The sequence below is a fragment of the Chitinophaga sp. genome (genome assembly GCF_035538455.1).
Lineage (GTDB): Bacteria > Bacteroidota > Bacteroidia > Chitinophagales > Chitinophagaceae > Chitinophaga.
Genome location: NZ_DATLKJ010000162.1, coordinates 1 through 23,662, shown reverse-complemented (window position 1 = coordinate 23,662; position 23,662 = coordinate 1). Strand labels below are relative to the sequence as shown.

Here is a 23,662-nt window from a genome sequence, read left to right as displayed (position 1 = left end):
TATTATTTCTGTTTAGGAGTTACATATTCTATTAAACTTTTAAGATCTCTAAAGGCCCTGATATTGTTTGCTTTCATACTCTTCTCTACAGACCCTGACATTTTGGGGCTAAATAAAATAACTTCCTTATTGGTATGAGGTTGAATTCTGTCTCGAATTTGAGTAAGCTTACCCTTAGCACTTCCATCATTAACTTCAATTATATAGTTATTCAACTCAATATCAAAATCGGTTAACGTTCTCCCTGTCTTTAGGTCCTTTATTTCTCTTTCTACAGCCAAAACAGAATTTGGCATACTGCCTTCTATAGCCTCGGCAGCGGTTCTAACCAGAGGATCTAATTTTCCGAAAAACCGGTTTGCTCGTGTCCCTGTATATGGTGTGAATCTTGCTGAACCTATTTCTGACGCTTGAGGGAATACACTAGAATTTCCAGCAGGGATACCTGCAAGCGACATAGCAACTCCATCCACACCAGCACCTAAAAATGCGCCCTTATCACCAGACATCAAATACCCAGCAGAACCACCAATACCGCCTCTAATAGCATCTCCAAGGGCTTCGTTATATCGTTCTTGTGCAATAGTGGCATTTCTTAAAACAATAGATTGTGGGCCCATTTGTATAACCCCATCGATTTTCATCATAATGTGGGGCTCGGGGATTTGCATGAGAATTCTCAATTTATCCCTTGCAATCTGATCTTGCCGTAAAATTTTTATTTCTGCCGTTCTCTTTGTTGCAAAAGCTTGATGCATCATCCACTCCTCAGCCCCATCGAGATCTATTGCCTGTATTGGCGTATTTCCTGCAAACTGATAAGGTGTATACCAAGGATATTTAGGACTTAGTGGATCCACACTCAAAAACTTCCCTATCCTCGGATCGTACACCCTCATCCCATAATCCTGCTGGTTTCCCTCTCCCTTCACCTCATTATCATTCTCCTTCCCATTAAACCCATATCTATACTTCTCGTTGCCACTTAAACCCCTACCAGGTTCCCACATCCCAAATGAATAATAATCTTGTGCACTTGTTATGTCAGGTACATAGAAAGAAACATTCTTGCCATCAGATGTTGGACGAGGCAGTTTCTTATCACTTAAGACCGTCAACACATTACCAAGATGATTGTTCAGCTCAAAGAACTTATTTCCTCGTATGAAGTTAATACTTTTTCCCGTTCCAAGACCAGGCATATCTAAGGTAACTGGCGCCGAAATATTCTGAACATTTCTCTTCAGTGTACTCATACCTAATCTGCTACTCCCGTATAAATGAGTTTCTACCTGGGTAAGATTACCCCCATTTAGGGAAGCATCTCCATTACTATAAACACTTACCACATTACCCTGCGCATCCCTCACATACCAGGTGCTAACTACCTTGCCTCCGGAAGAAACCGTCTTACTTATCCGGTTACCGGAAACATCGTATGTGTAACTCAATGTCGTCCCATCGGATTTAGATATAGATTGAATCTTACCATAAACATTCCAGGCAATATTACCAATGCCGGATTGCCTGTCTGATATTAGATTTCCTGTTGCATCATAACCATAATTCCCTGAAGTCTGATCATCTATATCATTTGCATAGTTTGTTGCAGGTGCTGCATCACTTACGTAGTCCAAGCGATTGGTTCCCTGCTGGTAATGGTAAACCAGGCTATCCATTTCGAGAGGCTGACCGGATAATGTATTCCCTCGTCTATGGGTACTTAATATGTTACCCATTGGATCATAACTGACCATCTCTCTGAGATCAGAGATCTTCTGCAGAGACGACCAGTCATCTTTAACTGTCTTCCAGGCTTCTGCTTTTACAAGCCGGTTCAATTGATCATATTGATAATTATACAGTATCGGAGAATTTAGCTTCCGGATATTCACGCCCATACTACTGATATTCCCATTGTATAAAGGACGATGTTCTGACCTTAACTGCACAGGTATCAGTGATCCGGGAGAATTTCCATTGATGCCCGAATAATCAGAATTATTGTATTGTAATAGGAAACTATATGCATCTGCTGCTACAGGGCTTCCTGTACTCCCATCACCTGCATTAACCCCCACCGTTGGATTAACGGCTTTTAACCAGCCTTGCAGCGTATATACATAGTCAATACCCTGGACCTGTTGCTGGCCTATTATAGCTCTGGCCAAAGGTCCATGTTTATAATATTGATAAAATGCGTCATTTTCCCAATAAAGGCTGTCATGACTTGTATACACATTAGTCAGCCTGTTTTCTGCATCGTATTCATATCGTTGATAGAAGGCATCCGTCTCTCCAGGCTGGTACGCAAACCGGTTTATTTTTCCACTGATAAGATCATAGTTATATACCAGTTTCTTAAAACGATTATTGGCTGCCGCCATTCCGCCCAGCTTGTAATCCTGAACAAGCGTATCCACATTGCCATGTACATCATAACTATAAAAGCCCGCGGTAGAAAAATTACCCCAATCAATATCCGACCCGGTGTTATAAAGGGCTGTCCAGGCTACACGATTCCGCAGGTTAACAGCACTCATTACAGGTGAAAGCGCAAAATAAGGCTGATCATATGTAGTAACAGTCACCTGAGCCTTTTTACTCCTGGAATTAAACACCCATGATGATAATGATTGATCATCACGACTAATAACATCTGTCATTACAGTCGTATTTTCTATTTCTCCAACTTCCGTAATCCTGCCAATAGCATCATAAAGGGTATAACTGTATTTATTGAGGGGTTGCTGTCTTGCATTCTGCGATACGGTCAGTCTTCCAAGTCGGTCGTACCAGAAACGGGATATACCGGCATCTGGAGTTTGCTGGCTTACTACCTGGTTAAGAGTATTATAATTATAACTGCTGACCATCGTATGCAGTGGAGTTAACAGCGTACCTGCTTTACGTGCAGCTTTAACACGATTTAACCAAGTCGAAGTCCTATCCACTACAACGCCGGCGGGAGGAACTGTCCTTTTCAGATTGCCAGCCTGATCATAATAGTATAAGGTGTAATGATATTCATTTAATGTATACGCTACGGTAAACATTTCCAATGAGCCCGCCAACAGGGAACGGTTAATATAATCCCGTTCAAAACCAGTTAAAAGTGAGTCACGGTAAGCATTATAGAGTTCTGTGCCTTTACTGACTGCGAAAAAGTCATTATCTGAACAATTATTTATCTGGTTAACATCCACCTCTTCAAACACTGCATTGATATTATCACATAGCAACGGCCCCTTGCCATAGGATTTACAATTTGTGCCAACCTGGGAAGGGCAATCTGAATCCATCAAACCAGGAGTGCAGCTGACACCAACCGCAGCGAAATCAGCGGCAGTATTCGTTAGTGTTTCATCCCTAAAAAGAGAGAATCCACTCTGGGTATATGCAATATCCGTATATCCGGTAGTGATTGAGCTGTTATTACAACCGGCTTTCCCGCTATCATTAGCCAGAATCAACATTGCCCGGTTATTATAGATCCCTGCCCCTGCAAAACTTCCATCCGGATTACTTCTCAGACATTGTATCTCCATATTTCCGGGCATTGTAAACCTGTTTGACCATGCGACTGTATTATCAGACCTGATCTTATGCAGCGATAACTGTTGTTGTGGAGTATTCCGAACCCCCTGGGCAATGATCATCCCGCCACCTCCGGTAGTATCAACCGGTTGCCACCACATAATATCACTTCCCGACGGCCTCTCCAGATTTTTGGCCGAGATCACCCCTCCCCCATAGTCCACATCCATTATAACATTATTCGCATTGATATCAGCAAGACCACTGCCATTCAAAATAGCAACCCTGTAACCTGAAGAAGTCTTAAAAATTCCGTTGATGGTAGTCTTCCGGCCACCTATGTTATAACGGTTGGCGCTGGTAACAGCACCAGTATTCCGGTTCATTTTAAGAATAATACCGTCATATACGGACTGACCACCCGTAAACGTTATGGCTGTAACTACCAGGGTATCATTATTTTGCAGAAGCGTATATGCCTGGTCAGAAGTGGCAGTACCCATCCGCTTGATCCAGCGTGGGTTACCATTTGCATCAAGTGCACCTACAAGAAAATCTCCCGTTGATGGAGCGATATCATAATTACCGGAAAATGCATACCCTCCATCACTGGTCTGGATAATATCCCTGCATTCCTCACCATTGCTGGTTCCGAAGCCAATATTCTTACTCCAGGTGACATCTCCGTTACCATTCATTTTTATAATAAGTACATCCATATTATGTGCACCTGACTTAGTTCCTCCAATTGCTATGTAACCACCATCTGACGTTTGTTTAATCCTGGTAAACCAATCGTCCTTGGCACCTCCGTAGGTCTTGGCCCACGAAAGATTACCTTTATTATCTGTTTTTATTACATATGCATCTCGCCCTCCTTTACTATTCCCAGTAGTCGAACCAACCATTATATAGCCATTATCGGTTGTTCTTTCCATATAAGAAATTACGTCAGAACCATTGTTATTGGAGAAATTGAAAACTGACCGGCATACCGTACTATCCCACGTTGGCTGCCTGCTACAGCTGTCCATAAAGATTAGGTACTCCCAGGACTGTTTACTAAACCCAAGCCGGTTATTCATATAATTAGCAAACAGTTGGTTCTTTCTCTGTTGGACGGTGTCTGACTCTGTTAAAACAGGTATGACACCAGGGTAAATTACTTTAAATGACTGATAAGTATCTGACACAACTCTACACCCAACACATGGGGGAGCATATCCGCATTGCATAAATGCTGGAATCTGCAGAGGCTTATTATTATAGTTACATGTGGATTTATCTGTGCGGGCGCAAGCTGTTAACAAATCCTGAAGCACTATTTCCGAAATCTTAATCCCTCTTGTTCTTAGTAAATATTGGGAGAAAGAATTATCAGCGGTAGTTTTGTTGATTTCATACTGCTCTTTCAAAACTGCCAGCTGCTTGCATTCGCAATCATCGGGTCCGTTATATGTAATCCTGTTACCATAAACCGGTTGTCTATCATATGGCATGGGAGACGTAATCATCTCACTGTTACAGTTAAGAGGATCAGTAATGCCATGCAGCCGGTTATATTCTTCCAGCACCTGTTGAAAACTCCGGTAAGTATAGGAACTGGTGGGCTTTACCGAACTGGCACCATAAGGGTGGGATTGATCCGACCCCTCCTTACAAACCTGAACCAGTTTCGGAATAATCTCATCCAGAGCGGCCTGGCTATATTTACAGGGGGCCAGCTGCTGAACCCAGTATTTCGCATAAGCGTTGCAGTTATCATCATAATACTTAGCCATCGCCTGATTAGTGTTTGAGACGGCTGTAGCTGGTGTTAATGCCGGGTCGTTCAGATAACCCAAACCATTCTGATTCAACGCATCAACGGCATTATTAAAATTAGGTTGCTTTCCCGCTGCTATCAACTCTGCTGCGCTGGCACAGGCGGCCTGTTTTACCAGGTTACTAATAATGTCCCTTTTTACATTCAGGTAAAGCTCCCGGAAGTTACGCCAGGCCATATCCAATTCACCCTTACATAATTTGGTTTCATCAAAAGGAGCAGTCCCATAAATAGCGGCACACGCTGTAATGTCTGGCTGATTACATTTGGACATTAATGTTGCCACTGCCCACATGGAATAATTGCCGCTGTACTTACTTAACCTGGATTCAAGCTGACTTTTAAGTGTTGCGCTCTCCTGGCTTAATGGGTCTTGTCCTCCAGTTACAGATGGTAAACCGGCAGGGGCAATAGCACTGGAAGTTGGATTCAGATAGCCCTTCTGTTTGGCTTCATCATAACTATCTATCATTCCCACTATTCTATCCCAGGTATGGCTGGCAGTGTGTTTCTGATATTCCTTTAACTTACAGTACTCCGGATGCAAAGGCAATAATGCAGCCGCCCATGATAACTTAAACTTAGCAGCAAATTGTGATGGCGAAAGTGCCTGTGGAGAAACATATGTTCCGGTTACTTCATTATATACTTTATCCGCGTTGCGATTTTCATCAAGATATATGATACTGCTATTTCTGTATGAAGGAAGCGTATTTTCATCAGGTTGATAGAAAATCGAATACTTATTGGAAGAGATATCATCCAGATTAGCATATTGGCCGGACGGAGCCGATACATCCAGCAACATGGCTTTTTGAATATCATCAGATTCAGTCTGCTTGTTACATAAGGCATTACAGGCATCCATGGCTGCCTGGTAGGCGGCCATGATCTGACCATTATAAAGCATTGCATCAGCTACCGGGATTCCTGCCTTCCGAATGTACCGGTCTTTGAAACCGTTCCACGTTCCGACACTATCAAGACAGGTTTTACAGTCAGGGATACATGGCTTGTTTTGCGTCGTTATTAACGCCTGTTGCTCATTAATAAATTGCTGCAATGTCCTACAGCTATTGGATTTAAGAAAAACATTATCTCTGTAATAATCCATTCCCTCCTTACCTACCAATAAACGTTTGGTTATTTCATAGTTTCCGGGAGGCAGCCGTAATGAAAATTTCAACTCAACAGGCTTCGGGTTGCAATCAGGAACAATACCTGACAGATCATAGTTCCTTAATCTGCTGATATAAGGAGTTCCTCCAAGTTTCTGATTATTGCAGTCGTCGGTGATCTTTATCTCCAAATCATATAATCCGGCATAACAAATGTTATTATTATTACAATCCTTTCTCTGCAATACAGGAGGAGTAACGAGATAACTAAACTGATAGTCCCCTTCAGCCGCCACCAGCTGTGATTGCTTACTCTCCATTACCAACTCCTTTATGATATTACTTCCCTGGCTGGAAAGTGTATCTATCACCGGCAGGGTTTTATTAGAAGGGAGCTTTTGTATCCCGGTATTGTCGGGTGTTCCCGCCATAGCGGTAGCAATGGTCCGTCCATGCATATCCAGGTAGCTGACACTGTATTGCCCATTCGGATCACGAACCATATTTTTAAAATAATGAGATTTATCCCCCACCTCAGTACCGAAAAGCGCGTCCAGCTCTTCCTGAGACGGAGATCCATAGTAATATTTTGTTTCATGACCACTTCCCAGTTGATACCCAGAGCCAACACCTCCTACACGGCTAATCCTTCCCGTATTATCCGGTGTATAAGATGTCTCTGTAAGTGGATACCCCTGCGCATCCGGGATGAATGACTGAAAGTCATTCAGTTTCTCCGGGTTATTAGGAGAATAATACAATCCGGCACCATTGGTAGAAGAAATGGGCTGGGCACCAGCCTGGCATTGAGCGGGATCTGTTATCTGGTCATATTGAGACTTGTCATATTCCCCACCATTTACTCCGGCGTTAAAATTGCGGCTATATTGTATGATAGTATTCAGGGTAGGCGCTGGCAGTACCTGGATCGCCGGGCGTCCCTGTCCGTCATAATATGTTTCTGACACAATAGTCTTTCCGGAAGTGTTGTCCTTGGTAACAGTTTGCCGGCTACGTAGACTACCATCATAATACTGAACTACCGCTTTCCGCTTTCCGTTTTCTGCAAAATTAATTTCAGCGTGCCAGTTGAGTTTTCGTTGATGTCCTACAAAACTATATCTGCCCAAGCCACCGCTATAATCAGAACTCCATGCCGTCGGTATTCTGCGGTTGCCATTCTTTACCTGTACAGACCTGGCTCTAAAAAACAATACTCCGCCGGCATCATAAAGCAACGGTACTGCATAAGTATTACCAGTAACCGTTACTCTCGCAGCATTGTTATCAAAAACCAATGAAGGCGATAGAGGATTGCCATACCTGTTATTTAGCAAAGAAGTAGAATCAATATATGCCCATTCCAGATCATATTCATCAGCTCCCGTTATCGATGGCCAGTTGATGATGATCTCATCGGTTGCGTCAGTGTTCGGTGGTGTATTAGAAGCGATTGTTTTGACAGCATCCTCCGAGAATAACAATTTAAATGCAGGCCGGATAAGCATCTCATTTTCGATTTGCAAAGCTGAAAGCACATTTGTATTGCCAGTTGTTGTAGTTACACTAATGACTTTAACTGTCACCTGATGCGCATCATTGAAGGTGTAGCTGCTTCTGGATGTGTACTGTTTCAAGGTATCATAATCTATTGTTATTGAGGTTTGTACAGAGTCCAGCTTCAAATCCGGCTTTGTATATATAATACGAATATTGGCAGTGGCACTGAAAGGAGATGGAAGATATACTGAGGCATATTCGTTCAGTTTAAATGTCACTATATTCCTGGCTGGATAAGGTAATTCCAACCGGGAACGGAGGGTACTACTAAAAAAAATAGTGTCGGTAACGGTTACAAATGAATCCTTTGCCAGCTGATTCTTACCGCCGTCCAGTAATTTCTTTAATCCCACAGTAGATTGTGACGATCCATGGATGGAGTACAACAGCAACCAAATAAAGATCCCAACTTTTAATATTTTATGTAATAACTGATTCATCGCTTAAAAATTCGGGGTTGCAATAAATATTTTATAATCCTTGTATGCCGGGGCCAGACTGACCATATTACCCGATCTTACAAAGAAATGGTGTTCATCAAATAACGTGTTACCAACCAATAGTAGTTGATAATGATAAAAATCAGCAACAACTGATGCATACTCTTCATAATCCTTCTGACCATCCGGGTTGGTACCTGGCGAAGCCAACATGGAAGTCTTAACCAAATATTTCACCTGGCTCAAAAGCCCGGAGTTGTTCTCAACCCGCATTTCCAATCGCCTATATAGAAGCCCCTCCTGAAAGATCATCCGGATAGTTGTATACTGTTTATCCCGAATAAGATCACAGCTTCTAATTCCCTGTTGATGCAAAGCATCCAACAGTTGTTGCAAAGGGGATTCGCTAACCGTATCCTGAACTGCCTTTCCTAGATATAGAAGCTTATCTTCCCTGAAGATGAGTATATGATAGTCCTTGATATGTACCGTCTCAGTTCCATCAAATTGATACCGATAATCAGATCCATTCATATACACTTTCCCATTCAATGAGTCTAGTAATATGTTAGGGGTAAGCTCATTTGAATATGTATATCTCACATCGAATGATAACGGCCGGGATTTATACGCAGCTTTCATCCTTTGTACCAGTATGGCTATTTCAGCATCATTATTTTGCTGCGCCCATCCTTTATGAAAGGCCAACAACATAAACAAACCAAGTAATGATATTGAGATCCTGCTTTTCATAGGCATTTAGTCTTTTAATAATGCATTCCGGGTTTCCTGGATAGTCTGTATTCCTTTCTCCGTCTCCTTTTTCAGACGAATAAGCACTCCGTCATCATCATATTCATAAAATGTAGCATAGTTATTTTCATCTAATTCAGCCACCAACCTGAGGTTTACAGGGTTATAGACAAATGACTTCATAATTGCATTATATGGATGTATCCTCAGATCATCAAAAAAGACAGCAGTGGAGCCAGTAGCTTCAAAACTGAAAGATACCTTCGTTGCAGCTGCCGGTAAATTAACTACCTGTTCATATCGCTGCCAGCCATCAATTATCGGCCCTACAGGTTTTGCAATTACCGTTGTAGCCCCGGAAGGCTGGGTGACCACAATACCTATCTGGTTCTTCATATAACCGGTGCAGTTACAGCGTTCTGCTTCTTTTGCCCACACGCTGATCAGAATATCCTTACCGGAAATCGGTGAAAATGAAGGCAGTAACGCATCTGTGCCTAGCCGTATGCTTCTGAGCAAAGCATTATTCCCGGTACAACTATTCGTTCCTGTAGTAGTAGTAAAGGAAAAGGAATTATTATCATTGCTTACAACCGGAACCACCATCCCTGCTGCCTTTCCAGCATCTACCCGGAGACTGTATTTCCCGGAATGTCGCTCTATTGAATCCAGTTGTGATTTATAAGATGAAAAATCAAAACTTCTTGCTGTTGTGCAAGCGATATCACATTCATTACTCCCAAAATTGTAGTCTTCAAATCCTTCAAAAGCTGCCTCTCTATAATGACTGTTCTGTACCACAGCTATGGGAAGAGAATTATCATAACCGTACAGACCAGCGTTAAAACGATTCAATGGATCCTTATTTTCCAGTTCAAATCCTTTTTTATTAAAGAGTGTAGATTCAGATGTCCATACCCAGCCACCTGCTACCAGGTAATCCCCTAATTGCAATCCGCCATTAATCCACTTCCAAAAAGGTGTATAGTTCGTAAATACACCATCATTTCGTATATCATTATTATTACCGGAACGGGCACTATAATTTATATAAGACTTTGCCTGCTTCCAGTTACCGAGTAAGCCATAAACATATGGATTGACACTGGTATCTGTAACTGCGCTATAACAGGTAATCACTGTAGGAGCAACGCGCACGTTCAATTCACCCATAATAGGAGTACTACACAACCCTGTTATAGTAACACGATAAATGCCGGAAGCCGATAATTTTGCAGGTAACGTGGGCGACTGTTGCGTACTACTGAAATTATCCGGACCTGACCAATTGTACTGGACATTAGGAACAAACGGATTAAATGTGTTCAGTTTTATAATATCCCCTTCGCAGTATTGCTGTTTATCTGAGGTTACAATCTGTGTAACTCCAAGATCTAAAACTTTAATGGTTTGCACTACTCCTGCTCCGCATCCATCTTCAACACGAATATCATAATTCTGGTTCTTCACCAAAGTATAAGCGCCCCCTGACGTTGCAGTACTGAATCTCCCGGTTGTGTTGACCGAAAGATATGGACCGTTGATCCCATTCCCCACAGCAGCAAGTTTATAGGTGTAATTACCAGGTGAAGTAATCCGACCGTTAATAGCAACGGCACTTATATTACCGTCATTATCTGCCCCCCCCGGACAAACCCAGCCTTGTGTATGATTTACATCTATAGCTAAAGGTTTATAGCCGTAAATAATGCTTTTTACATTTACCCCATTCCCCAATCCCTGATTAAGGGGTTTTGAGAAATCAAATACATCTGATGGGGTCCCGGAAACTCCAATTTTATATTCTCCGGAAGTTGGTAATAAAAGTGAGCTGGTAATGGGAACAACAGAGCCATCATAACCTGAAGGTCCTGACAGTATCTTCGTATAAAGCTTTACTGGTGAATTATTATATATAGCCGACCCTGTAACAGTTAATTTTAAGCCAGCACAGGTTTCCTGCTGTTCAATATTCCAATTGTAACGATATACATTCGCCTCCTGTACTGTTACCGGTAATTCATATGATCCGCAAGTATCTGTTACCCTGAAAAGATACGTTCCCGGGTAAAAATAACGAGAAGGCGTACTTGTTGTCCTGGATACAGTATAGTAATTATACAGTCCTAAATCACCGGTAACTACTTCACTATAGGTATACTCGCCAGGGCTGACCAGCTGTATCTGCGTTCCTCTCGTAAATAGTCCACTTGATTTATTAATCGTAAAAATAATAGCTCCGTCATTACCATATTCACCAAAATATGGAGATATTGAAATTGAATATGGATTTTCAGCAGGCGAATTGATAGTCCAGTTGCTCATGTTATGAAGGAGATAACCATCCCGCGTCATGCTGGTAACTGTATAACTTCCATAAGGGAGATCTTTGACGACCCTTCCGCTTGCACCACTCTGGGATAAAATGGTATCAATCTTTGTAAACCCCGTGTTATTATTTTTAAAACTAGTATAAACCGGGTAACAGATAAGAGAAGATCTGCCAGCCAGATAAAAACTAGCATCGAAACTTGTCCTGCAGTTAGGAGAAATACTTAGATTAATATAAGGCGCCTCCAGCATATTATTTATACTAATTTCTGAACCACAGGGAGGCTTAATAAAGTAAGTAACATTTTTAAAATAAATATCTTTAAATGATTGCCCGTTTGGAATTTGTATCGTGTCATAATTCTCGTTCAAATTGGCTATGGGCTTATATACTGTCTTTGCCCCTCCATTAAAAGAGATGCTATACGTTATTGGAGTACCGGGACTCTGATAAGCACTAAGAGGACCGCTCTGATCTCCTATCAAAAGAGGTTGCACATATAACGTATTACATTCAGTACCTACAGGAGCATACCTGAAGTAAGGAAACTGTGATGATGTCAATATGGGTAATTCTGCAATAGACACATTCTGGGTCGACTCTGTCGAGCCACAAGAATCCGTAACAGATACCGTATAATCCCCTTTTACCAAGTTATCTATTAAGAATGAAGAAGCATTCGTTGTAAATGTAACAGGCCCGGAATAAGTAGCCGGAGCAGTTTTTATCCTTATGTAAAAGGGGCTTTCCCAGGCGTCAATAACAAGGAAGCCTGCCCTGTATTACATCCATTCAGAGCTTGCCGTTTTTGACTTAATACCGCTTTAAACGGGACATAATTACCCCGTACCTGTACATCCTGAAGCGACGAAACCTGCTCGCTGCCGCAAACAGCCTGAACACGCACTTTGTATTGGCCGGGAGGAATATTTTCAAGCAGAGGAGAGCTGTTAGGCGCTATCGCAAATCCACCCTGTACAACAGGTTCAAGGCTGTAAAGTAAATTGGTTAATGTTCCTGCATTGGCGCCAGTTAGCGTTATTGTTATCTTTCCGCTTGCAGCACATACAGAAGGTTGTATTGTAGTTGTGAATCCCCAATTACACTGGCCACTTGCATATCTACTCTCTGTTACTACAAACAATGCTATAATCAGGATACGCCTAATCCATATTCTTGATGTCGGATTAATTTTTTGCATTTCTCAGGTATATTGCTTTTACTTAACAGGTTTCAATTGATAATAACATGTATATAATAATCTCACGGCCACTCCTCTGATATTATCTTTATAAAATGCAGCTGGCATATCAATGGCCAACCAATTTCTGTCCTCTATGCGGTATCTATAGGTAATTGCAGGTATACGATTAGTACTATTCAAATTCTCCTTTCCCTGTACATCAGGAGAAAAAGTGAACTCCTTATCATTTATCAAACGAAATTCTCCGCCTTCAATCCCATTGCGATGGCTGATGATACATTGATGCCTTGAAAATTTTATTGAGAAAGGGACCAGTCCATTAATATTTTTTGTTGATTCAGTCGTAGTAAAGACTTTATCTTCCAAAAGTCTTCCATCATCCTGTGCATACAATTTCATTTCCACTTTTGAAAATTCCCACTCCCCTGAAAATTTATCTACTTTCAGATCAGTTTGCTGTCCCGCTACTAATCCACTCACCACAGATAGCAGGGCCATTAAAAACATCCATTTATTCATACTAGTATTTTTTGAGTGTAGATTATTGAAGACTACAGGTAGTTTTTTGCTTTTTCTTATCACTTACCTTCCATCGCTGATCAAATTCCGCTGCTGTAGTATTAATAATTTTAGAGTCTTTGTTAATATTGAGATTATAAGTATTACCGGATTTTACCAATGGATTAACCAACATGGTAATAGTACTAACAGATCCTGTCATGTTTCTCCTACCGGACCTGACAATCTGCATGGATATATCATTACCGGTAAAAGGCTTTCCTTCTCTATCTATAAAATAAATTTCTGGCGTGCCAAAGCCAAGCGGAATTCTGTCCAGTATGTTTTTATTCACTGCCCATATCTTACTGCTACCAGGGAAAGTTGCTATTGCCGGATTGCAGTCATCACCTCCGGTTTTGGATTTTGAATAGCACATTATTTCATCTCCGGAGGAAAAATATTTCAACGCTTCAGTTGCTGTTATGCCGCCGGTAATACGGCCTTCACGGATATTAACATGATCAAACTGCAAACCTATATTCCTGTATGCTCCTCCCATACCATCATAGGCCCAGTATGCAGGGTAAGCAAACTGGTACACAGGATCATTAAATTCATTCTGCGTACTCGTTAAAATCACGTCGCCGGTTTCATTATCATACAAAAGATTTCTTGTGACAACACGACTACCCTTATCCATTACAATGGTACTATCGAGAATACCATGTCTGTTAATGACTTTTGTTACAGCCACTGAGCGGAACAGGTTTTCTTCTCGTTGCGCCAGGCTCAGAAAGCTTGGGATCATCATTACCGGGGGAATTCCAAAACTGAAAAAATCTCCATTTACATTGAAATTATTCCCATTGACAACTGATCTTTGTTCTCTCATTTCCACCATTAATTCCACATCCTTTCCAACAGAAGCCACCGTATCAATAGCACCTGTCTGGTCCATGCTCATAACAGTGTTATTAAGATGTTTAAAAATGGCATTCTGGTTGTCTACCCGGTAATAATTCTCCGTATAAGCGATAGGGTTATCAGCATCAGTTTCTGCATAAGATGCTTTATAGCGGAGTTTCCCATTCATATCATTTAACTCTACTTTAAATCCCTGGCTTAAAGCCATAAAGTGCTTCGCATTTATACGAAGGAAATTAGCCAGGGCGGGCTTATATCTCTTCTTACCATCTGCCAGCAGGGTCATATCTGTAATAGTGGGAAAATCGTAACTGGTATAAAATCCGGTTTCCTCATACCCATTTGCCGATCGGGTATTTTTTGCATTTATGGTACGTACTCTTACCTTGCTGTACCCCACAGATGCAGCAGGGAAAAAAGATTCACCCAATGGCGCCTCAACATATCCCATATTAACGGGAGCAAGCGGAGCTACCTGCTCAGTATATTCGATCGGTACTCTCCAGGGGTTTTCCTCTCCGCCTATTCCCGGCTCATAACTGGCTACACCGCTACTTATAGGTACCGGAACACCCCCAATTATTTGGGTTGTTGTATAGGAATACTCCTGTCCATATAGCGACTCCTTCTGACCCGTCATCGCATTCCAGTTATCATAGGTAACGATACGCTTTACTCTCAGCCCTCCTCCCAGCTTCTTGTAAGCAGGGCTATTAAGTCTGGCAAAAGAACGGGAAGTATCTACCTGACTGACCCAGCCTTTGGCCCTGATGCCATTATCAAACCCACGAAAAGCACTCTTAATGCTACCGGCAATGGAAAATATCATTTTTACTGCATCAGCCGCATCCAGATCATTTCCAACGTCCGAACCAGGATACGCTTTAGAAGGAAGATTGAGCCGCAAAAATTGCCCGGCAGCCTTAACTAATGGACTCATAGTTCCGCCCGAATTTCCATTCTGGTCAATCCCCTTTAATTTAACCCAGATAGCACTACCGTTATCAATAAGACCATATCCACCACTCGTTGTATCCAGGGCTGCATAGGTTGGTACATATTCGCCCCCGCTGCCATATCTGTCATCCGGCATTTTAACAAAAAGGCGGAAATACATTTTATCTATACCGGAGAGATATCTATCATAAACTTCCCTTACAGTTGTAACCCTATAAGGGATGTTCATAGCAACGTAAAGATGATCACCACTCCCATATAAATTATTAGTAAGTGTAGCCGTAGACGTTGGCACAGAGGAAGAAAATCCCGCAATTTTAAAAAGTTGCATGGCCCGCTTGTTCTGTACATAGGCATAATCGTCGCATTCATAGGTTACCTTCATTCTTGCACCCGACGGCAGAATGAGAGAATCCAGCGTCCATGCCGCAGCATTGTTTGCCGCTACCAGGCTATCCTGCAAGGCATACGGATATTCCGCATTTGTAATCAGGTTCGTCTGTGATGAACCCGGATTATGAAGGGCATCTTTAAAGTTACCCCATCTATCGAAGGATTTTACATTATACGCCGGATTATTGCCATGATAATAAAATACATATGGGTTTTTCTTTCCCTTATCATTACCATTATAACTAAACCAGATTTTTTTTAGTGTAAGTTTTCCCTGATTGCTCACCGGGGCATTTACCCCGGGGCATAATTCATAGCTGTATTCGAAATGAACAGTTTTAACCGGAATTGCAGCAGTATTATATTTCAGAAAATCAGCTTTAACGTATAAATTAATTTCATCGAGTTTCTTTGCTATACGACTCTGTCTTTTATTGCCATTCTCATCTATTGAATACAAATCTTCCCTATCACTTACCTTGAATGTAGCAATCATATTCCTGGACTCTATTGAATGCAGATACCACAACTCCTTTTCGCCGTATACATAGCTACCTTTATCATCCCTGGTGTCTGTTCTCAATCCTTCGTTGTAAGTAGCACCGGTACTATATGGTGCCCTCCATCCAAAGGGATTGCCTATGCCTGCAATCTTACTATAATTAAATTTCACTGCACTTCCCAGATCATCATCAGTAATACCATCACCCGTCAGATCTGAATAATCAGTCGATACAATCCCCGTAAGCAGCCATGAATGAGGGTAAGCAGGAATTTGCTCACTGTTAAAATACCAATCTCCACCTTTCTTGTTATCAGTTGTATTATCAACGCCAGGACTATATTTTACAAGTCCTTCCTCTCTGTTCCCGTCCTTTGTCTCCACAGAAAATGTTGCTTCCCGTTGTTTCAGATTGTATACCGGGATACCATATATATATTTCCTTCCATCCGCATTCAGGACGCTTATTTCGGAGATATGATTAGGTTTTCTGAAGTTGTTGATCCGCTTCTCTTTTGATAAACCATCGTTCACAACAAAAGTATCTTTTGATGGCATCAGGTAAAGGCTACTCTGTGGGATAAACTGTTCCCCTTGCCCGGGATAAGACCATTTTAACAACATCCGCACGTACCTGGGGCCATTGTAATACTCCAGGCGAATGTTACAAACCTGTCCGGCAAGGAAGTTTACGGTTGCACTTTTAGAAGTCGGTTTCTCATTCCAGGTATCAAGAAGAAGAGAATCATTAAGGTACAGCCTCGCTCCATCGTCCGTAGAAATACTAAAGGTATAAGTGCCTGTTACCGGCGCCTTCAGCCTTCCGGTCCAGCGAACTGAGAAATCCTCACTTACCCATGGAGCGCCATCAGGACGGCCCGCATTTATTTCTTCGGGAGAATTAAAATTGATCGATGTATCTGTTTTCTCAAAAACTTTGTTCTCAAAATTCCGTCCGCTGAAATACTCTCCCTTTAATCCGAGTCCCTTCCCATCGATATTATCGGGAAAAGTGTTTCCACAACTGCTGCCTCCGAATTTATTTGGAGTATAACTTTCAATATACCTGTTAAACCCAACAACATCGGCCTGTTTAGCTGTCAGATACGTAATACTCTGTGTTCTCTTATCCCGCACCGGCTTATAGACTTTATCCTTAGTAAGCATTACCTGGCCCACAGAATTTTTATTCTTATACCTGTTGAGATAATTTGTAGTAGTAATCACTGGGCTGCTATTTCCTGCCTGAAATAAATCCACGGCTAAAACATCATCCGAACCAATGTTTTCATAGAAAGAAGAGGTATTAACAGATTTCTCTCCAGGATTACGAAAATATGCGGCTTCAAATTCTTTAGTAGTTTCTTTAAAGCCTATTATTGATGCCAGTGGATTCTGATCAATCCATGGTCCACTCTGAGTTACAGCCCTATTAAGGTTTAGGTCAACGCCACCATGCACCAGGTCTCCGGCTCCAAGATCAACACTTATCCTCGAAGAACGGTCCTTACTATTCATCATATGATCATATACAAAGCCAATATCTCCACGGTAAGCCCTGAAAGTACCGCCAGTACCCTCTCCGGACATAGTAAAAACATCGTAGGTATATCCCGGAATACCAATATTCGGAAGGGATGGCTTTTCACGGTATAGAATTTCCTTCTCCCGGTTGAAGTCCAGTAATGCTCCCCTGTTCGCCGTGCCATGCTGGAAATTGAGATAGCCATAAGATGGTAATGCAATACGTTGATCTGCCTTATCAATAAATTGTCTGGATACATACCCGCTGACAAAGAAACTCGGGTGAACTACTTTCACTTCCCCACCAATCTTTGCTGTATAAGTCTGTAGCACGCTTGTATATGGCAAATTAATTGTAGGTGTGAATGAGGGTTGAACGAAGGAAATAGCAGAAGAAAAAACAGAACCAGTACCCATAGGTCTGGAATTACTATTTCCAGCAGCCTCCTTACGCGTATCATCATCTGTTTTGAATTGCCTAATGCCGGCATTCAGCTGTAATGCCTTCAGTCCCGCCCTGGAGTTATAGGCAGACCCTATCGTAAAACTCCCCCCTATTCCTCCGTTATCGCCAGCCTGCTTATCTGCTAAATGGGCGGTCAGCGAAGGCGCAATAGTAAACCCTTCCTGCGTATTGCTCGTAAGAGATAGCCCTCCACTTAATATACCTTTACTTCCTACACCAGCATTGATGCTTGCATTTATCCCATACTCGAGGCCCCACCCACGATAAGAATTATGAAAAACACCCAAATTGGCGCCGGCCCCAAGCGGTAATCCAACCAGCTCCAAATCTGCGCCTCCGGTAACACCGACAGTTTTATTCTCTTTTATAGAAGCCATTTTCTGGATAGTGTCCAATCCATCAAAGTCATCAGGAACTCCCCGCAAATTTCTTGTGATGGATCCCGGGTTTATATTCCATCCCAAACCGGTCCAGCTGGCTTCCTGATCCATCGATATACCACTGTTATATCCTATCGTAACCGGGTATCCACCTACATCCAGCAATGGAATATTATAAGAAAAATCTCCCGTGAATAAATCGACGAGGTTTGAATTATTCACTGAATGAAATCCCTGGTTCTCAGGCTGACCGGGACCTCCATCAATCTGGTTGTCCTCGCTTTCTACTCTCTTCTCCGATAAAACAGAGATACCGGGATTTTCTGCATTTATGGTCGGACCATCATTGCTAATCCCATGTTTAGCGATGGGAAACATTACTCCAGGAGTCACGGCGTAGGAGGGTAATATTTTTTGTATATAAATCAGTGCAAGAAAAGTATAACTAAATAACCTCTTTCCTTTTGCAACTATAGTAAGTATCATGAAAATTGTATTTTACAGAAATCATCGATATAATATCCAGGCGTAATCAGCACGCTAATCTTCGGTATAAATGAAGCGCATCTGCCAATATTCTTTCCGGGAGTTTAAAAGTCTTAATAAATAATGTTGCCCATTTTCCAATCGCCCTCTTCCAATTTTCAGATCCATCATATTCTCACCTCGTTTAATGGCTAAGTCACCTTTGGCTATACTTTCACCTCTCATGTCCAGTGCAAGGATCTCATAAGGGATAGTGCTATCCCCTGTTTCATTTCTATAATTAAAATGAATGATATTCCCGCTGTTGGTAACAGCAGCATCCAACTCCTTTTTCAATTGTATATAGGCTTCTTTATTTTCTTCATTCTTTACCATCTGCTTCTTTACCCTGAATGTCCATACCTCTGCCTGGCCGGCGAATTGCAGGCCATTCCTGGCTGTAACGGTCCATGCATATACTTTCCCGGTATCCAATAAAGGTGCAGATGCGGGGTAATTAGCAAAGAGATATTCAATACGATTGACTCTATATACCGGGATGTTTTGCTGAATAGCTTCGACGGCAGATTGCCCTCCTTTCAGTTCCACCAGCGTGAGGTCATAATTTAATTTGTTAAAGATGTTCTGTGGAGCGGGTGGCAACCAGGTGAATTGTGGCACAGGGATCTCAAGCACACTCATATTGGCAGGGGTATTCAACATCACAGGGCTTGCCGGTTCAACGGCAAACGGCATACAATCCTCGGCTGAAAGGTTTCCTTTTTCGTATCCCTCTATAAAGAGACTATAACAGGCAACATAATTACCTGCAGACAGAAACCCATTCTCCGATCTTTCAATAACAGGAGAAAGATACTCATACTGAACAGGTGCAACATCTACTGCCTGTAACAATCTGGCTCCTTTGACTATTACCATCCGGTTGCTTACCCCGGTTAATAGAGGTTGGTTAGTCCGGGAATCCATTAATCTAAGTATGATTTTCACCCCCAGAGGATGATCAGCTGCTGATACCAGAAGGATGCTCCACAGCTGCGATTTCTGTAAAACACCTGCAGGTGGAATTTGCACCGTCATTGTTACCTGCGCATTTATCTCTAAAGTGCTCAGGATTATAATGGACATCCATAATAAAAGCCTCATTTGATCTATATTTAAAATGTTTTTGTATAGGTGACTCTGCCAGTATTGGAGGGTAATAACCTTTTGTTAGATCCGGGAATAAATCCTTTATCAGCAAAAAGGGCGACTTCTCCCAGGTAAGGAATACGGACACGCACGTTAGCCGAATATCCAAGCTGACCGATATGATACACTGTCTGCCAGTTGTACTTTATACCTCCGCCTATATCAATCCAGTTTTTCAATCTGTATTGCGCGTTTCCATCGGCATTATACAAGGAATAATCCATGTTGTTGGCTGCTGAGATAATACCGTTTAAGGTAAGTTTTCCAATAATCATAGTATGATTAAGTGCAATATTCTTTGTATTGAAATACAAAAAAGCACTATCCATTTTTTTATTATAGAACCTTGTATAAGAAAACATTGTGTTCATCATTATACTTCTGTATCTGTAAAAATGGCTAGCCGTACCCGTAAGCGTATAGAACTGATTCTCGATATAGTGATCCTCGCTGATTTTTGTCAGTTGAGAGCTTGGAAAATATCCAACACTTACAACGGGCCACTTCCTAATGCGTAAGGTAGCTTGTATACTTTTATAGATAGTATTACTATGAAAATCGTTATACTGGTAAATACTTCTGAAATCATTCTTTCTGAGTCCTGCCGATACAGTTACCTGTCGGTGCCAGAGAGGCTGATCAATACGGATTGACCAAGCATTCTGCGATGAACCGGTAGTATATAAGCTAAAAGACTGAAAATTGGCCCCCATTGACTTGTACAGAGCATTGATGCTCGTTGACGTTGCGGGAATAAATGAAAATAGTTTTACCGACCAGGCTTCATTTGAGCGATCATTGAAACCTATCATACTTTGAAAACCTCTCTCTCCTTTAGCACCACTAGCATAATAAGGTAGTGACGACTTCGCTGCTTCTGCTATGATATAATTATTAGAATTAAGCTGCCAACGTCCTTCCAGCGAAATACCCATTATACTATAATCCGGAGCAGAACTTGTACTTCCCGATGAAGTATTAAAGTTATATACCTGTTTCCTTCCGGTGTAGTATGTAAGAATGATGTTACTACCTTCCCTCATCCCCACTCCCAAACGAATTAGGTTCAGATATTGCCGTATTCTGTTATCCCTGACAATAAAATCCCTGAATCTGAAGTCAACAGCTCCTGTAGCGAACGCCAGATACCAGGATGGATTATACTCTGCCTGCACACCTATTATACTGATGTCTTTGGCCGTCAGTTCAGAATAATCAACTATTGTTCTACCAATACCTACAGATCTTATTGCAAGTAGGTTCTTATAACCTTTCGGCAGAACACTATCAGGTAAATCCATGGATTGAAGTTTCCTTATTAACTCCCTATTATTACTATTAAGAAGTACATCCATTAGTTGTGATTTGGCCATGACGATAGCTTCCTTCTTCTTATTATACAAGTCCTGAATCTTCGACAGTTCATTTTTAAGCGAATCTGTTTTTTTTTCAATCTGCATGTATTTATGCGATGTCTGTTCAATCAGCGTATCAACCTTTTCCAGAGCACTATTTCCTTTCAATGTCGTTACACCAATAGAATCCCGAAGCTCTGATAAATAAAAGCGTCGATACCCTGTCTGCACTTGATTTTCGCTCGCTATTCTCTCCGCTAAACCATTCTTTTCTCCGTCAATGGAATCTTTAATATGCTTATAAAATTTTCTTTCTTTCTCCTCTACCATCTCCTGTAATCTTGAAGGAGATGAAATCTGACTTCGAAGTAGATTTATTTGGTCTGTTATTTCCCCGATTCGTGATTCCAGCATATGAACTTCTTTCATTAGTTTCTCCTTTGAATCATCCCATTGCTTTGCCTTATTTAATATCAACTGTTTAAAATCTCTATTAGCATATTGTAGCCCTAGTCCTGTGATATTCCTGAAATAGTCTGAATTCCCAATATTTGTAGTAAATGCTATACGAAGAGGATATTGATTCTTAACTGTAACATCTAACAATGTTTGAACTGTATGCTGATATATATCCTTTTCAACAAATGGTGTATCTCTGTTCGATTGATAATACAAATCGTACGTTATACTTCCGTGTACAACCAGAAAAGGCACCTTCTTGACTGGAACAACAACAGTCTTTTCACGTATCGACCTATGTAAAGCAACGTTCACAGAATCCTTAGATAGAGGATGCAATATCAAAGGAGTAAGAGGGCCGGATTTACAAAATTTGTTGAACACAAAATAAACTGTGTCAACATATCCATTATCACCTCTTTTAGCAACGCTATCTCCAAAAGCAAACATTTGAACATAACCATTCTTGAGCTGAGAATAGCTCCTGCAGTTCAATAATAAGCATACCAATAACATTTTGATGAATGCTTTCATCAATTAGGAATTAACAATAATTTCCAATAATACAGGTAGTCTCACCAACTGATCATGAGTCTAACTGCTATCTGTAATAAATACTCTGGAGATAAATCATCTTGCATTCTGGTTAAAGTATACCCGCACGATTAGGTAACATTTTATACAAGATTGGCTTTCCACGGGGTTAATGGTATTCCATAGTACAAAATACATTCATAGAATAACGATTTTATGCTTAACAATTGGGATTATATTAATTTCATAGAAAGGATTCACAACATCTAAAAATCATCCACATGATAAAATAGGTTAACCGCTCCTTCTATGGCCAACAAACCACAAATCATTTGGGATTGCAAACTAATATTCTCACTCTAAATTTATTACTTTTAATTTATAAACAAAAAAAAAAAAAATTGCACTATGCACTTTGACAATAACAATATATAAACTGTTTAGCGTCTCTATCTCCGTTCAAAAGTAGGTTTTGCCAGGTTTTCCTGGGAGGCTATCGACATTCATCGTGATAACAATGTTACTATATAATCTTAGATTGCTTTTCGGTCCACAAAAACTGCGTTCTTCTGCACGGTATTCCCCGAGGACGTTCGAATCAGGAAAGGAACCAACTATCCTTTTTTACTACATTTATATTGCATTATCTGGCAACATTGTTCCATAAACGTAAAATAACCAGCTGTATAAATAAAGTTAACATCTCACAAACTTATCCTTTATGGACTTACTATACCGAATTCTGGGCATTGCCTTGGTCGCACTGGGCATATTTATCAATTACTCTATCAACCGCGACCGGTTTAACAGACGCAACCAGGCCGGAATAGAAGTATTTCCTTCCTATGGTTCTAACCAATCTGCACAATTTGCCGAAGGCTGTGGCAAAACAGTCGCCATCCTGATGATCTTGGCCGGAATCATTTTGCTGGTTGCCTCGCTTCCGCAATAATTCACGCGTCACATACTCCGATCACCGCTCACCTATAAAGCTGCACACTTCCCGCCAAAGTACCAAAACTGTATTCGTTTGTTGCCTTCCCCTTGAAATGCCTGACAACCAACTGACCTAAGAATATTTACCGAAGCTCGGTTTCTACTCTGAATTTTCTGCACTTTTCAACCCCATATTTGTTCCGTATTTTCATTTCAACAAATTTCAGGCAATACACTTTACTAAGATTTTCATGCATCATAAAAATTCATTCACTATGTCAGTCGATA

The 23,662-nt window shown here is 41.2% G+C and carries 9 protein-coding genes and 1 pseudogene; 1 reads left to right on the top strand and 9 read right to left on the bottom strand.

Going from position 1 to position 23,662, the window contains the following annotated elements; all coding sequences use genetic code 11:
- Nucleotides 1–2 precede the first annotated feature (2 nt).
- The 9 genes and pseudogenes from VM802_RS19790 to VM802_RS19755 form a co-directional block, all read right to left on the bottom strand.
- The gene (locus VM802_RS19790) at nt 3–7,241 is read right to left on the bottom strand and encodes an RHS repeat domain-containing protein (protein ID WP_325533744.1); all 7,239 of its coding nucleotides are present in this window, start codon (nt 7,239–7,241) and stop codon (nt 3–5) included.
- Between the two features lie 126 nt (nt 7,242–7,367).
- Nucleotides 7,368–7,988 (bottom strand): annotated as a pseudogene (locus VM802_RS32520) (DUF6443 domain-containing protein); the annotation flags it as partial.
- Nucleotides 7,989–8,483: 495 nt separating this feature from the next.
- Nucleotides 8,484–9,233, bottom strand: a complete 750-nt coding sequence (locus VM802_RS19785; protein WP_325533742.1) for a LolA3 family protein — start codon at nt 9,231–9,233, stop codon at nt 8,484–8,486.
- Nucleotides 9,234–9,239: 6 nt separating this feature from the next.
- The gene (locus VM802_RS19780) at nt 9,240–11,936 is read right to left on the bottom strand and encodes a hypothetical protein (RefSeq protein WP_325533740.1); all 2,697 of its coding nucleotides are present in this window, start codon (nt 11,934–11,936) and stop codon (nt 9,240–9,242) included.
- A 359-nt stretch (nt 11,937–12,295) separates the two neighbouring features.
- The gene (locus VM802_RS19775; RefSeq protein WP_325533739.1) at nt 12,296–12,766 is read right to left on the bottom strand and encodes a hypothetical protein; all 471 of its coding nucleotides are present in this window, start codon (nt 12,764–12,766) and stop codon (nt 12,296–12,298) included.
- A gap of 18 nt (nt 12,767–12,784) precedes the next feature.
- Nucleotides 12,785–13,288 (bottom strand): hypothetical protein, encoded by a 504-nt coding sequence (locus tag VM802_RS19770; RefSeq protein ID WP_325533737.1) that lies wholly within the window; start codon nt 13,286–13,288, stop codon nt 12,785–12,787.
- Nucleotides 13,289–13,310: 22 nt separating this feature from the next.
- Complete coding sequence (locus VM802_RS19765) at nt 13,311–18,902, bottom strand: PA14 domain-containing protein (protein ID WP_325533735.1); 5,592 nt, start codon at nt 18,900–18,902, stop codon at nt 13,311–13,313.
- A gap of 54 nt (nt 18,903–18,956) precedes the next feature.
- Nucleotides 18,957–20,045, bottom strand: coding sequence for a hypothetical protein (locus VM802_RS19760; RefSeq protein ID WP_325533733.1), 1,089 nt, complete (start codon nt 20,043–20,045; stop codon nt 18,957–18,959).
- A gap of 11 nt (nt 20,046–20,056) precedes the next feature.
- Nucleotides 20,057–22,438 carry a hypothetical protein gene (locus tag VM802_RS19755; RefSeq protein WP_325533731.1) on the bottom strand — a complete coding sequence of 794 codons (2,382 nt, stop codon included), beginning with the start codon at nt 22,436–22,438 and terminating at the stop codon, nt 20,057–20,059.
- Nucleotides 22,439–23,159: 721 nt separating this feature from the next.
- On the opposite strand from VM802_RS19755, the gene VM802_RS19750 reads away from it, so the two are divergent.
- The gene (locus VM802_RS19750; protein WP_325533729.1) at nt 23,160–23,390 is read left to right on the top strand and encodes a hypothetical protein; all 231 of its coding nucleotides are present in this window, start codon (nt 23,160–23,162) and stop codon (nt 23,388–23,390) included.
- The last annotated feature ends 272 nt before the right edge of the window (nt 23,391–23,662 follow it).

Excerpts from the sequence above, each read along its gene's own strand:
- VM802_RS19785 (WP_325533742.1), bottom strand. The coding sequence starts at position 9,233 with ATGAAAAGCAGGATCTCAATATCATTACTTGGTTTGTTTATGTTGTTG.
- VM802_RS19775 (WP_325533739.1), bottom strand. The coding sequence starts at position 12,766 with ATGCAAAAAATTAATCCGACATCAAGAATATGGATTAGGCGTATCCTG.
- VM802_RS19770 (WP_325533737.1), bottom strand. The coding sequence starts at position 13,288 with ATGAATAAATGGATGTTTTTAATGGCCCTGCTATCTGTGGTGAGTGGA.
- VM802_RS19765 (WP_325533735.1), bottom strand. The coding sequence starts at position 18,902 with ATGATACTTACTATAGTTGCAAAAGGAAAGAGGTTATTTAGTTATACT.
- VM802_RS19760 (WP_325533733.1), bottom strand. The coding sequence starts at position 20,045 with ATGAGGCTTTTATTATGGATGTCCATTATAATCCTGAGCACTTTAGAG.
- VM802_RS19755 (WP_325533731.1), bottom strand. The coding sequence starts at position 22,438 with ATGAAAGCATTCATCAAAATGTTATTGGTATGCTTATTATTGAACTGC.
- VM802_RS19750 (WP_325533729.1), top strand. The coding sequence starts at position 23,160 with ATGGACTTACTATACCGAATTCTGGGCATTGCCTTGGTCGCACTGGGC.